Genomic DNA, 13615 nt, shown 5'->3' with positions numbered 1-13615 from the left:
TGGGAGGTTCACCGGGAGACAACCATCAACGCCAGTGGCCCGGTGCGGCTGCGCGCGGACCACCACCCCGCCGCCCCCGCAGAGAAGAGGTGTGGCTTTCATCCCGCCCCTTGACAAACCGAACCATGGCAGACGCAGAGGCGCAGAGAAGGTCACTCATCAGGTTAGTGTGGAAGAACTGAACGTCTGAGAGAAAGGGAGGAGAGAGAAAATGAGAACACGAACAATCAAGACAACCGGGGCTGCGCTCTGCATGGCCCTTGGCATCGCGGGTTGTGCCGCAATGTCCAAAGAACCGGCGCCAGCGCCGGCGCCCGCTGTCGCGGCGCCGCTGCCGAGCGGGACGGTCGGCCAGAACGTTGTGACTGTCACGGCCAAGGTAAAGGCGATCGATCAGAAGACGCGCCACGTCACGCTGCAACGGTCTGATGGCTCGGTGGTGAAGTTCGTCGCCGGCGATGAGGTGCGCAACCTCGCCCAAGTCAAAGTGGGCGATGAACTCAGCGTGACCTACTACGAGTCGCTCGCGTTCGAAGTGAAGAAGCCGGGCACCGCCGTGCCGGGCGCGGCGATGGCCGAGGAAGCGGGGCGCGCCAAGCTCGGCGAAAAGCCGGGCGCCGCCGGCGCGCGCGCGGTCACGATCACCGCCACCATCGTCGCGATCGACAAGGCCGCGATGACCGTCACCCTGAAGTCCGCCGATGGTGAACTGAACACCATCAAGGCGCGCAATCCGGACAACCTCAATCGCGTGTCTGTCGGCGATCTCGTCGAGATCACCTATACCGAGGCCCTCGCGATCTCGGTCGACGCACCTACGAAGAAGTAACGGAGCGCTTCGTGTCTCCCGCGGTCATCAGTCTGATCGCGTTCGCCTGTGTGTTCGGCGGCGCGCTGCTCGGCATGTTGCTGCGCAGCGCGCTGCCGGAAAATCATCTGGGCACAGACTCGAAGGATGTCGTGAAGCTCGGCATGGGACTGGTCGCCTCGATGGCGGCCCTCGTCCTCAGCTTGCTCATCGCCTCGGCGAAGGGCTCGTTTGATACCCAGCGCGATGAGCTGGTGCAAATGTCGTCCAAGGTGGTGCTACTCGACCGCGTGCTGAGCCACTACGGTGCCGAGGCCAAAGAGCCCCGCGATCTGCTGGGCGGTGCGGTGGCGGGCATGATCGAGCGGACGTGGCCATCCGACAGTTCACGATCCGGACAATTGGAGCCGACCAGTGGCGGTGAACGTCTCTACGACATGGTCCTCACCTTGACGCCGCAAACCGACGCGCAGCGTTCGCTGCAGGCCGAAGCGCTCAGCCTCGTCCTCGACATCGGACAGACGCGTTGGCTGCTGTTCGAGCAGAGGGGCAGCTCGATCTCCACGCCATTTCTGGTCGTGATGGTGTTCTGGCTGACGATCCTCTTCACCAGCTTCGGTCTCTTTGCGCCCTGCAACGGCACGGTAATCGCGACCATGCTCGTCTGTGCGCTCTCCGTCGCCGGCGCGGTGTTCCTACTCCTCGAGTTGGACCAGCCGTTCGGAGGGTTCATTCGTATATCGAGTGCCCCGTTGCGCGACGCGCTCGCGCATCTCGGACGGTAAGGACAGTGGATACGAAGAACAACGACCGAGTCCCATCAGGTTCCTGTAGGGGCGACGCATGCGTCGCCCGCGAATCAAGGCGGCCACCGCGAAGAAGACGGAGGCCGATGCATGCATCGCCCCTACGCCCTTTGGCGATCACGCTGCTCATCGCCTTGCTGAGCTTCAGCGCCGCAACGGCGCGCGCCGATGAAGCCGAAGAAAACGAAGACGACGATGACGCGGTGGCCGCCGCCAGCGGCGAGACCAAGACGCAGAAGCTTGCCCGCGAGTTCAGCGATCCGCTGACGACGCTGCCGCAGATCTTCTTCCAGGACGCCTACACGCCGGAGAACTACGGCACCGACGCGCCGACCAATCGCACGATCCTGCGGGCGATCGTGCCCCGGGTTCGAAAATTTTCCCTGCTGCCGCTCGTCCAGTTGGTACGCCCGAGTGTCTCCCTGGTCACCATTCCGAAAAACAAGGGCAGCAGCACGCGGACCGAGTTTGGCGACATGCAATTGTTCGATGCGTTCGTTTTGCCGTGGCCCGGGCGTAAGAGCGGGCTGCTCATGGCCGCCGGTCCGACGTACGTGTTTCCGACCGCAACTTACAAGACCGCCGGTCAAAGATCGTGGCAAGTTGGTCCCCTGTTCGGAGCGATTTACAAAGGCGTCCCCTGGCTGCTCACCGGGTTCTTGATCCAGAATCCGATTTCCTTCGCCTACACATCGTCGGAGAGTCAGCCATCGAGCACGCTATTCTTCCAACCGATAGTGCTCGTGAGTGTGTCGGGTGGGTGGTACGTGAAGTCGGCGGACAGTTCGTGGACGATGGGTTGGCGGGAGCACACCGCAACGATGTTGCCGGTGAGTTTCGGCATCGGCCGCGTGATCGTGCGCGAGGGAATGCCGCCGATCAATTTATCCGTCAGCGGCGAATGGATGGCCTATCGCCAGTTCGCGGCGGCGGCACCGCAAACGACAGTACGCTTTGGGATGACGATGGCCTTTCCGGAGTGGCGGCCCTGGTGAGCAGAAACAATTTCACCGCAGAGACGTAGTTTCAAACAGCAGCGATAGGCCATGACCCAGCAAACAACAACCCCCGCTAACGTAGATCTAGCTCGCGACCGCACGAGCATGGCGAAGCTCCGAACGCAACTCGCGCTCGACCGCACCACCCTTGCCTGGATCCGAACCACTCTGACGATGGCAACGTTTGGCTTTGGTACGGTCGGATTCTTCCGATCTCTGAGAGAGAAATCTCCCACTCCGGAAGCCGTCCATTTGCATGAGAGCGCCATACGGTTCGGCATTGCCCTCATCATACTGGGCATCGTTGCCACGGTGTTAGCAGGGATTTCTCACTGGGTGACGTTGCGCCGGCTGCGTCGCAATGAGGACGTAATTCTAAGCCAGTGGCCTCTGAGTATCGCCGTGGCCATGCTGCTAGCCATCATCGGCATGGTGTCGCTGTGGAATTTGCTCTCGCGGTGAACCTTGCCAGTCGATCGATCCAACTTGACGTCCTAAAGCGAACAGGTATTGGTGCGGACGGCCACCCGCAAATGACGAAGATCAAGGAGGTGACGTGATGCGACTCGAATTGCGTGCAAGAAGCACCGTCGTGCTGGGCATCGTACTCTCTCTCGTGACTGGGCTTCCGGCCGTCGCTGCGAATCCCGAGCGCGATGCTTACTTCGGCGAAACCCACGTCCACACGAGCTGGTCGCTCGACGCGTTCGCCATCGGGAATCTCCTCACCAATCCCGGCGACGCGTACAAGTACTTCAAGGGCGAGCCGATCAAGCATCCACTCGGCTACGACGTCAAGATCGACACGCCGCTCGACTGGGCGGGTGTCACCGACCACTCCGAGTACGCGGGCGTGGTCAATCTGGCGAACGAGCCGGGGTCCGCGGTCAGCAAGCTCTCCGTCGCACAGCCGCTCATCCTGAAGGCCAGGACAAAGGAAGAGATGGAACGGGTCGCGCTGTATGCCATCAACACCCTGGCCAGCGGACCGCCAGTCCCGGCGCTCATGGCCCCCGAGATTGCCGGGACGGTTTGGAAGCGCAACGTCGCGCTCGCCGATCAGGCGAACGAGCCGGGGAAGTTCACGGCCTTCTGCTCCTATGAGTGGACCTCGATGCCGAACAACATGAACTTGCACCGTAACATCTTCTTTAAGGACTGCGCTAAGGTGCCGCCGATGCCCTTCAGTGCCCTGGACTCGAAGCATCCCGTCGATCTCTGGGACTGGATGGACGGCCAACGAAAGGCCGGGAACGATCTGCTGGCCATTTCGCACAACGCCAATCTTTCGGACGGGCGCATGTTCCCCACCGAGGTCGACACCAAGGGCCGCCCTATCGACGCCGCCTATGCAGCGTCGCGCACCCGCAACGAACCGCTGATCGAGATCAAGCAATTGAAGGGCACGTCGGAAACGCACCCGCTCCTCTCGCCCAACGACGAGTTCGCGAGCTTCGAGATCATGTCGGTACTGTTGGGCAATCCGCCGGGCCGCATTCCGCACATCGTTGGCAGCTACGCGCGGCAGGCTCTGAAGGACGGCCTCACCATGCAGGACACGGAGGGATTCAATCCTTACAAGTTCGGATTCGGCGCCGCGTCCGACTCGCACAACACCGCCGTCCCCTACCGTCAGGACAACTTCTTCGGCGGTCATTCCTTCACCGATGGAACGATCGAGGCGCGCATGTCCGGAAACCTGGTCGGTGGGATGTTCGACGCGCGCACGGAAGGTACGAGCGGGCTGACAGGGGTGTGGGCCGAGGAGAACACGCGCGCCGCGCTCTTCGAGGGCATGAGCCGTAAGGAGACTTTCGCCGTCACCGGGCCGCACATCAAGGTGCGGGTCTTCGGCGGATGGGAGTACACCCCCGACATGCTGGCGGACAAAGATTGGGTCAAGACCGGCTACGCGAAGGGCGTGCCGATGGGCGGCGATCTGCCGCCAGCCACGGGCAAGGCGCCGGCGTTCATGGTCTGGGCCGTGAAGGATCCCACCTCAGGCAATCTCGATCGTATCCAGATCGTGAAGGGCTGGACGAAGAGCGGGCAGAGCTACGAGAAGATTTTCGACGTCGTCTGGGCGGGTGATCGCAAGCCCGACAAGTGGACCGGTGTCGTGCCGCCGATCGGCAGCACGGTGGACATCGAGAAGGCGACCTACGAGAACACGATCGGATCGGTCGAGCTGAAGACGGTGTGGAGCGATCCCGAGTTCGATCCGAGCCTGCACGCCTTCTACTACGCCCGTGTGCTCGAGATCCCGACACCGCGCTGGACCACGATCCAGGCAGCGAAACTCGGCATCGCGCCGCCCGACGTTGTGGCGCCGACCCTACAGGAGCGGGCGTGGAGTTCGCCGATCTGGTACACGCCGAGCGCCGAGGCCCGCAAGGCCGCTAAGCCCGGCACCACCGTGGCCGATCTCAAGAAGCAAGGCGCGATGGCGCTCAATGACGATCAGCTCAAAACGCTCATCGTGGAGAAGTCGGTCTGGCTGCAGAACACGGTGACTGGCGAAAAGTACATGATCATCTACGGCGCGCTGGGCAAGGGCACAAACGCAAAGCCACTCACACCCGCCGACCCCGGGTACGTCACTCAGCACCTCCCAGTCAACCAGGGCCAGTTCCAGGTACGGTACGTGGGACGGAACGTGGCGATGCAGAGTCTGACCGGCGACGCGGCCGGCGCCAGCTATCTCGGCGGCTCCCGGACATACAACATCAACAAGGGGAAGATCGTCATCGAGCTCGAAGGCACGCCGATCGAGGTCTCCGTCTACAAGCTGGGCGACAAGTACGTCGGTGCGCGCAGCAACGAGTTCGGCTACGCCAACTACGAGATCGTCCCGCACGTTGGCGAGTTGAACCCGTTGGAGGCGAGCGCGAAGCCGTCGAAGCATTGAGCGGTCATGCTCGGACGCTGGCTGCGAGAGCCGCTGCTGCAGTTCCTGTTGTTCGGGCTCCTGCTGTTCGCCGGCTATCACCTGCTGAACCGCAATCCCGATCCGCGCGACCAGCCAGAACGCATCGATCTCACCGCCGACGATCTGCGCCAGATCCGCATCGCGTGGCTCGCGCAGGGGCGCTCCGATCTCACCCCCGAGCAGATGCAAAGTCTCGTCGACGCCAAGGTGCGCGAGGAGATCCTCTACCGCGAGGCGCTGGCGCTTGGCCTCGACAAGGGCGACACGATCGTCAAGCGCCGGCTGGCGCAGAAGATGGAGTTCCTCTTCGAGGACGTGGCGGCGCTGCGTGAACCTACGGCCGACGAACTCAAGCTGTGGTTCGAGAAGAACTCGGAGCGCTTCACACTACCTGCACGCACCACGTTCCGGCATCTCTACTTCTCGCCCGATCGGCGGGGGCCGCGCACGCGAGCGGATGCGGCGCAGGGGCTGGCGAAGATGGCCGGTAAGCCCGCGGACTCACCAGAGGCGACCGCGCTCGCCGATCGCTTCATGTTCCAGGACTACTACGCCGATCGCTCGTTCGACGACGTGGCCAAGACGTTCGGTCCACCCTTCGCGCGGGCGCTCTTCCAAATCGCGCCCGGCTCCTGGGCGGGCCCGATCGAGTCCGGCTACGGCTGGCACCTGGTATGGGTCGATGCGATGACGCCCGCGCGTGTGCCGTCCTTCGACGAGGTGGAGCCGGACATCAAGACCGGATGGATCGAGGACCAGCGCGCGCAAATCCGCCAGCGGGCGTTCGAAGCGATGCGAGCGCGCTATCAAGTCGTCATGCCGAAGGACGTGAGCGTTGCGGACGTCGCCAGCCTGCCAGCGCCGGAGATCCCTCCGCTCGCGGGCGTTGTTCCGGAATGAGCGGCGGAGATTGACGGTGAAATCACAGGCGATGAAATCAACGTTGCTCGTATGCGGCCTGCTCGCGTCACTCGTGCGCTTCGACGCGGGCGCCCTCGGCCGGCTGTTGTTCAACCTGGGGGTTTCCAACGTCCCGGGTCCGCAGCAGCCGTTCTACCTCCTGGGCACCCGGCTGCGACTCCTCTCCTGCGTTGCCCCTGTCGCCGACGGCGTGGGGCTCACCATCGGCGTTGCAAGCTACTACGGAACGATCGGGCTGTTCCCAACCGCGTGTCGTACGATCGTTCCGGATACCGCGTTCCTCGCCGGCTGCGTCAACTAGAGCGTGAGCAAAGTGCGGGCGCTCGCGCGCGAGTCTGGCGAGAACCATCTATGTTCAAGCGCACACAGAGAAGGAGAGTAGCCATGATGCTGGTGCAGCTTCACCTGATCGCCGTCAGTTTCTGGCTCGGCATGGTCGCGGCCGAGACGGTGCTCGAGTTTTGCGGCCGCGATGCCGTCTCGCGTCGCACCGTCGCGGTCGCGCACCGCTGGATCGATCTGCTGTTCGAGATTCCGGTCGTGATCGTTGTGGTAGGGACCGGCACGCTGCTGCTCGCGCGCGCCTGGCCGGCCTCGCCGCTGCTGCTGGTCAAGGTCGGCGCCGGTAGCATCGCGGTGATCGCGAACCTCATCTGCGTTCCGCTGGTGCACGCACGCTGGAAGGAAACCGACGATGCGCGGGTGCGCGCGCTGACACGGCAGGTGAAGATGACCGGGTTGGCGATCCCGTTTGCGATCGCAGCGCTGGTTATCGGGCTGGGCTTTCTGCCCCTTCGTTGACGGCCTGCGCGCCATGTGGAACATTTTCGCGCACTGCGGTTCAAAATGAGAGGTTCACAGATGAGGAGGGAGGGAGTGACGCTATGAAGACGAAAGCAACGATGCTCACGATTTTGATGGCGGTAGCTTGGGCCTTGATCGGCTCGCATCCGGCGATGGCGCAGCACACCACCGTCGCGCCGGGTTCGCCCGGCGCGACGACCACGATCGACGGCCGGTATCTGCCCAATCCGCCGCAGTCGTTCGGCGGCGAGATCAATCCCAACGCGGCGGAGTCGAAGCCGTATTGGCCGGCGGTCGTCGTGCCTCCTAAGGGCGCGCCAAACATTCTGTTGATCATGACCGATGACGTCGGCTTTGCGGCGCCGTCCACCTTCGGCGGCGTGATCCCGACGCCGGCCCTGGACCGCATTGCCAGCTCCGGTCTACGTTATACCGCATTCCACACCACGGCGCTGTGCTCGCCGACGCGCGCCGCGCTCCTCACCGGCCGCAACCACCACTCGGTGGGCACCGGCGTCGTCGTCGACCAGGCGACGGGCTATCCCGGCTACAACAGCATCATCCCACGTGACGCCGTCGCCATCGGCGAGATCCTCCGGTACAACGGCTACGACACGTCGTGGTACGGCAAGGATCACAACGTGCCGCAGTGGGAGGCGAGCCAGGCCGGTCCCTTCCACAACTGGCCGACCGGGGCCGTCAAGGGCTTCGACTACTACTATGGATTCCTGGGCGACGACTCCAGCCAGTGGCAGCCGGGCATGCTGTTTCGTAACACCACGCCGATCCAGCCGCAGACTGGCAAACCCGGCTGGAACCTGGTCACCGCCATGGCCGACGAGGCGATTGGGCGTATCAAGATGCTGAACGACGTCCAGCCCAACCGACCCTTCATGATCTACTACGCACCCGGCGCCACCCACTCGCCGCACCATCCGACGCCCGAGTGGATCGAGAAGATCAGCGACATGCACCTGTTCGATCAGGGCTGGAACAAGCTGCGCGAGACCATCTTCGCCAACCAGAAGAAGCTCGGAGTGATTCCGCAGAACGCCCAGCTCACGGTCTGGCCGGACAGCATCCCGCAGTGGGACACGCTCCCGCCCGAGACGAAGAAGCTCTACATCCGGCAAGCCGACGTCTATGCAGCGTTCCTGGCGTATACCGACTACGAGATCGGTCGCGTGATCCAGGCGATTGCGGACACTGGCAAGCTCGACGATACGCTGGTCATCTATATCAGCGGCGACAACGGTGCCAGCCCCGAAGGCACGCTCAACGGTCTGTACAACGAGTTTGCCGTTGCCAATGGCGTGCACCCGACGGTCGAAGAGAACATGAAGTTCTATGATGCCTGGGGCTCCGACCAGACCTACCCGCACTACGCCGTGGGCTGGGCCTGGGCCTTCGACACGCCCTATAAGTGGACCAAGCAGGTCGCCTCCTATTTCGGTGGCACCCGCAACGGTATGGCCATGGCCTGGCCGGCGCGCATCAGGGACAAGGGTGGCATCCGCAACCAGTTCCACCATGTGATCGACGTTGTGCCGACGATCCTCGAAGCGGTTGGCGTACCCGAGCCGGTGTCGGTCAACGGGGTGGCGCAGAAGCCGATCGAAGGTGTGAGCATGGCGTATACCTGGGACAAGGCGAACGCCAAAGCACCGTCGAAGCGTACCACGCAGTACTTCGAGATGTTCGGCAAACGCGCCATCTACCACGACGGCTGGATCGCCTCGACGCCTCCGCTGAACCCGCCATGGGAAATATCGTTGAAGCAGGCACCCACGGATGTCATGAACGGTTTCACCTGGGAGCTGTACCACGTCGACGAGGACTGGACGCAATCCAACGACCTCGCCGCCGAGATGCCCGACAAGCTGCGTGACATGCAGCAGCTGTTCACGCTGGAGGCGACGAAGTACCACGTATTCCCGCTCGACGACTCCATCCTCAGCAGGTTCATCGGACACAAGCCGAGCTACTCCCCCGGCCGGACCGAGTTCACCTACTCGGGCGAACTCTCGAACGTGCCGTTCGCTGAGACCGGCAGCGCGCCGAGCCTGCTGAACCGGTCGTACACCATCACGGCCGAAGTCGAGATCCCTCAGGACGGCGCCGAGGGCATGCTGATGACCGACGGCGGACGCTTCGCCGGCTACGGCTTCTATCTGCTGAAGGGTCGGCCGGTCTTCACGTGGGACTTGATCGCCCTCGAACGCGTCAAGTGGCAGGCGAAGGAGGCGCTCACGCCGGGCAAGCACACGCTGGTGTTCGACTGGAAATATGACGGCCCAGGCCTGGGCAAGGGCGGCACCGGCACCTTGAAGGTAGACGGCAAAATCGCGGACAGCCATCCCATGCCGCGCAGTTTGCCGATCGCCGTCGCGTGGGACGAGCCCTTCAGCGTCGGCCTCGATACCGGCACGCCGGTGGACGATCAGGACTACCAGGTGCCGTTCCGCTTCACCGGCACGATCAGCAAGTTGACCGTGAAGCTCGGTCCGCATGAGATGGCAGCCGCAGAAAAGGAAAAGGTCGACAAGACGATGCGGGATAGGCAATAGCTCGCAGCGAAGGCAGGGAATCGAGCGATCGGCGACGGATTCGCTGTGACCTTGCGACTGCTGAAGCAGGAGAAGGCGTGAGGCGATGAAAGGAGTGTCAATCAGGGTGACGCTGTTTGCGGCAGTCGTTGCAGTGGCGATGCTCACAGACAGCGCCTGCAGCGCAGCCCCCGACCGCGACGCGTACTTCAACGAGACCCACGTCCACACGAGCTGGTCGCTCGACGCCTTTGCGATCGGCAACGTCCTCACCAATCCCGGCGACGCGTACGAGAACTTTAGGGTCGTTCCAGAATGAGCGACGAAGGCTGACGATGAAATCTACGGTGCTCGTCTGCGGCCTGCTCGCGTCACTCGTGCGCGGCGCGTGGGCGCACGAGGCGAGGCCGGCATATCTGGAGATTACCGAGACGGCGCCCGACCGCTACGACGTGTTGTGGCGTACGCCGGTGCTCTCCGGGATGCGGCTGCCAGTCTCCCTGCGCTTCGCGGGGGACATGCGCAACGTCACCGAGCCCGCGGTGCGAGAGCTTTCCGATTCCCTGGTGGAGCGCCGTGTCGTCGAAGTGCCGGGCGGGCTGGCCGGCACACGCATCGAGTTCGCCGGACTGCAAGGTACCATCACCGACGTGCTCGTGCGCGTGCAACTACGTGACGGGGCGTACTCGACCACGCTGGTGCATCCGTCGCGTCCGTGGATCGAGATCACAGCGGCACGCGGGTCGTTGGCGGTGGCAGGCACCTATTTGCGGCACGGCATCGAGCACATTCTTCTCGGCTACGATCACCTGCTGTTCGTGTTCGCGCTCATCCTCATCGTCCGCAGCCGCCGCGTGCTGCTGTGGACGATCACCGCGTTCACGCTGGCGCACTCGATCACCTTGGCGCTCGCGACGCTCGGCGTAGTGCATGTACCCGGACCTCCTGTGGAAGCCACCATCGCGCTGAGCATTCTGCTGCTCGCCTGCGAAATCATCCGGCTCCAACGCGGCGCGGATAGCCTCACTGCGCGCTGGCCGTGGGTGGTGGCGTTTTCGTTCGGGCTGCTGCACGGCTTCGGATTCGCCAGCGCGCTGGTGAGCATTGGGCTGCCGCGCGGCGACGTGCCCCTCGCGCTCTTCGCCTTCAACGTCGGCGTCGAACTCGGACAGCTGGCGTTCATTGCCGTGGTGCTGGGGCTATCGGCGCTAACATTGCGGATCACTCTGGCCACATCGCTTGCACGTTACGCGCGACCGGCCGCACCCTATGTAATCGGCATCCTCGCGTCGTTCTGGTTCTTCGAACGGCTCGCGCGCTTCTGGGGGTAAGGTGGCACCATGAAAATCATCAGCGCAGCGTGGCACTGATCCTACCGACGAGTCTCGGCATCGCGAAGTTGCCTGACACTTCACCGCATGAAGCTTTCATTCACAACAGCTCGCCGGTATAACCGGCGCACGGAGGATAACGATGGAACCTCGCAGCCGTCTTGCCTTGTGCCTCTTCGCTCTGCTCGCTGCCGCCGGGTGCGCCTCGACCAAGGTCACCAATCGCGAGCAACTCGTGACCGGGAAAATCCCGCGACCCGGCAACATCTGGGTGTACGACTTCGCCGCCACCGCCGCCGATATTCCGGCCGGCTCCGCGTTTGCGGGACAGGCTACCGACGCGTCCCAAACCCCCGAGCAGCTTGCCACCGGCCGGCAGTTGGGCGCTGAAATTGCCGGACAGTTGGTCGAGCAGATCAACAGCATGGGAATGCCAGCGGCGCGGGCGGGGGCCGGAACGACGGTGCAGATCAACGACATGGTGATCCGCGGCTATCTGGTTTCAGTCACCGAGGGCAGTACCGCCGAGCGCGTCGCCATCGGATTCGGCGCGGGGGCGTCCGCATTGAAAACGGCAGTCGAAGGCTTTCAGATGACGGCTCAAGGACTGCGCAAACTCGGATCCGGCGAAGTCGATGCCGGCGGAGGAAAATCCCCGGGGGCGGCCTTGGGTGTTGTCGGTCTGATCGCCACCGCCAATCCGGCGGGACTCATCATCGGCACCGGGGTGAAAGCGTACGGCGAGATGAGCGGCAGCAGCAAGGTTGAAGGTCGAGCCAAGGCGACCGCCAAGGAAATCGCCGATGTGCTCAAGCAGCGATTTCAACAACAGGGTTGGATCAACTAACCCTGATGAGACAGAACACTCACCGCCGAGGACGCAGAGATCGCAGAGAGCGACTCGGCACGGCTTGCGTGTCCACAAAATCGAACCATGAGCAGTGGCTATTGCTCGGCCCTCTGGCGCATCATCTTCGCACTATCGCTCGTCTGCGCTGTGACGCTTGGGGCAGCGTACGCTCAGCAACCGGTGGCGATCGAGGATTTCGCGAAGCTGCGCGCGAACCCGCTCAGCGGGTTGCGCACCGTCACGCTTCAGGATCAGGTCAACTTCGCCTTCCCGTCCGGCGGCCAGTCGCAGAACGTTGTAAGCTTGCAGGCCGTCTGGCCGCTCCCCCTGGGTAAGGACTGGAGCCTGATCGCCTACCCGATCCTGTCGCTGATCTCGCAGCCCGGCCTCGATCCCGGCGAGGCGCAGGTCACTGGCCTCGGCGACACCGTCCTCACCGCCGCCGTCACGCCGAACCAGACGGGCACGCTCATCTGGGGCGTCGGGGCGGTGATCGATGTGCCGACCGCTACCAATCACGAGTTGGGCAGTAACCTCTGGGCTGCCGGCCCGGCCCTCGCACTATTCGTGGAGCCCGATCCGTGGACCGTCGGAGTGTTGCTCGAGAATGCTTGGTCGTTCGCGGGTTCGAGAGACGAGAAGATCAACGTGTTCAGCGCCCAGTATTTCCTCACCTACAACCTGCCGCGCGGCTGGTTCCTCGAAAGCAACGCGACGGCGACGGCGGACTGGGACGCCGATCAGTCGGACCGCTGGACGCTGCCGCTCGGCGGCGGCTTCGGCAAGGTATTCACTCTCGGCACCCGCTCGCTCAGCGTCTCGAGCCAGGCATTCTACAACGAACCGCGCCCGAGCACCGGACCGAGTTGGTCGGTAGCGCTTTCGTTGCAGCTCCTCTTCCCAGGGTGACGGCGCGGCAAAGTAGAGCCGCGGGCTCGGCGAATACCGACAACTCTCGACGCCTACTCCTCGATCTCGGTTCCGGGGCAGTTGCTGATTCAGGCCAAGGCCATGCGGAGCAGCAGCACGCCGGCATACGCTTCGCCGACCGCGAAAGGCAAGCTGTACCAGCGCGGCACGGCGTACGAACCGATGATGAACGCGAACGGCCGCCACATGCGGTAGACGTGCGTGGCTGCGCCCAACAGCAGCAGCACTCCAACGATCATTGAAAGGATGCTCGACATCGCGCCCTCGTTTGCCTGCTTGACACTTACCCTGCACTTTCGAGGATGGCGGTCAGACTGTCAATCGGTTTCAAAATTCACCCCCTCGAGTGGCGCGTCTTGGCCGTAGTAGTCGCCCCGCCGGAGGCGGCGTGGCCGCCGGAGATGGGGCGGACGCGGGTGGGTGAGGGAGAGTCCTCGCGGGTTTTGAATCGCCCGTTGTCATTCCCGGTTTCGATGATGTCGCAGTGGTGGGTGAGCCGATCGAGCAGGGCGGTGGTCATCTTGGCGTCACTGAAGACACTCTGCCATTCCCCCAAAGCAAGGTTGGTGGTGACGATGACCGAGGTGCGCTCGTAGAGCTGGCTGACGAGGTAGAAGAGCAGCTGGCCACCGGCCTGGGCGAAGGCAAATGGCCCAGATGGCGCGGTACTGCTGGTGGGATTGCAGCACACA

14 protein-coding genes and 1 pseudogene are annotated in these 13615 nt (G+C 63.4%); 13 read left to right on the top strand and 2 right to left on the bottom strand.

Going from position 1 to position 13615, the window contains the following annotated elements:
- The first annotated feature begins 211 nt into the window (after window positions 1-211).
- From HYR72_15455 to HYR72_15395, 13 genes are all read left to right on the top strand, one after another.
- Entirely contained in the window at window positions 212-829 is a 618-nt protein-coding gene (locus HYR72_15455; protein MBI1816373.1) for a hypothetical protein, read from the top strand.
- A gap of 11 nt (window positions 830-840) precedes the next feature.
- Window positions 841-1593: a DUF4239 domain-containing protein gene (locus HYR72_15450; GenBank protein ID MBI1816372.1), complete on the top strand. Its 753-nt coding sequence runs from the start codon at window positions 841-843 to the stop codon at window positions 1591-1593.
- 107 nt (window positions 1594-1700) lie between these two features.
- Window positions 1701-2609: a hypothetical protein gene (locus HYR72_15445; GenBank protein ID MBI1816371.1), complete on the top strand. Its 909-nt coding sequence runs from the start codon at window positions 1701-1703 to the stop codon at window positions 2607-2609.
- Window positions 2610-2717: 108 nt separating this feature from the next.
- Window positions 2718-3074, top strand: coding sequence for a DUF202 domain-containing protein (locus tag HYR72_15440; protein ID MBI1816370.1), 357 nt, complete (start codon window positions 2718-2720; stop codon window positions 3072-3074).
- A 97-nt stretch (window positions 3075-3171) separates the two neighbouring features.
- Entirely contained in the window at window positions 3172-5520 is a 2349-nt protein-coding gene (locus tag HYR72_15435; GenBank protein ID MBI1816369.1) for a DUF3604 domain-containing protein, read from the top strand.
- 6 nt (window positions 5521-5526) lie between these two features.
- Window positions 5527-6441: a peptidyl-prolyl cis-trans isomerase gene (locus tag HYR72_15430; GenBank protein ID MBI1816368.1), complete on the top strand. Its 915-nt coding sequence runs from the start codon at window positions 5527-5529 to the stop codon at window positions 6439-6441.
- A 16-nt stretch (window positions 6442-6457) separates the two neighbouring features.
- Entirely contained in the window at window positions 6458-6763 is a 306-nt protein-coding gene (locus HYR72_15425) for a DUF1298 domain-containing protein (GenBank protein MBI1816367.1), read from the top strand.
- A gap of 83 nt (window positions 6764-6846) precedes the next feature.
- A complete protein-coding gene (locus HYR72_15420; GenBank protein MBI1816366.1) occupies window positions 6847-7263 on the top strand; it encodes a hypothetical protein in 417 nt (138 codons plus the stop codon).
- A gap of 83 nt (window positions 7264-7346) precedes the next feature.
- Window positions 7347-9833 (top strand): arylsulfatase, encoded by a 2487-nt coding sequence (locus HYR72_15415; GenBank protein MBI1816365.1) that lies wholly within the window; start codon window positions 7347-7349, stop codon window positions 9831-9833.
- A gap of 85 nt (window positions 9834-9918) precedes the next feature.
- Entirely contained in the window at window positions 9919-10131 is a 213-nt protein-coding gene (locus HYR72_15410; protein MBI1816364.1) for a DUF3604 domain-containing protein, read from the top strand.
- Between the two features lie 16 nt (window positions 10132-10147).
- Window positions 10148-11143 (top strand): HupE/UreJ family protein, encoded by a 996-nt coding sequence (locus HYR72_15405; GenBank protein ID MBI1816363.1) that lies wholly within the window; start codon window positions 10148-10150, stop codon window positions 11141-11143.
- A gap of 142 nt (window positions 11144-11285) precedes the next feature.
- Window positions 11286-11990, top strand: coding sequence for a DUF4410 domain-containing protein (locus tag HYR72_15400; protein ID MBI1816362.1), 705 nt, complete (start codon window positions 11286-11288; stop codon window positions 11988-11990).
- 87 nt (window positions 11991-12077) lie between these two features.
- The gene (locus tag HYR72_15395; GenBank protein ID MBI1816361.1) at window positions 12078-12902 is read left to right on the top strand and encodes a hypothetical protein; all 825 of its coding nucleotides are present in this window, start codon (window positions 12078-12080) and stop codon (window positions 12900-12902) included.
- An 89-nt stretch (window positions 12903-12991) separates the two neighbouring features.
- Here HYR72_15395 and HYR72_15390 read toward each other — a convergent pair whose 3' ends face one another.
- Window positions 12992-13180, bottom strand: a complete 189-nt coding sequence (locus HYR72_15390; protein MBI1816360.1) for a hypothetical protein — start codon at window positions 13178-13180, stop codon at window positions 12992-12994.
- A gap of 77 nt (window positions 13181-13257) precedes the next feature.
- Window positions 13258-13566, bottom strand: a pseudogene (locus HYR72_15385) (ATP-binding protein).
- Between the last annotated feature and the right edge of the window lie 49 nt (window positions 13567-13615).

The sequence above is a fragment of the Deltaproteobacteria bacterium genome (assembly GCA_016178705.1).
In the GTDB taxonomy this organism is placed as follows: Bacteria; Desulfobacterota; Binatia; order HRBIN30; family JACQVA1; genus JACOST01.
Note: the sequence above shows the minus strand (reverse complement) of the source record. Positions and strands in the feature narration are given on the sequence as shown.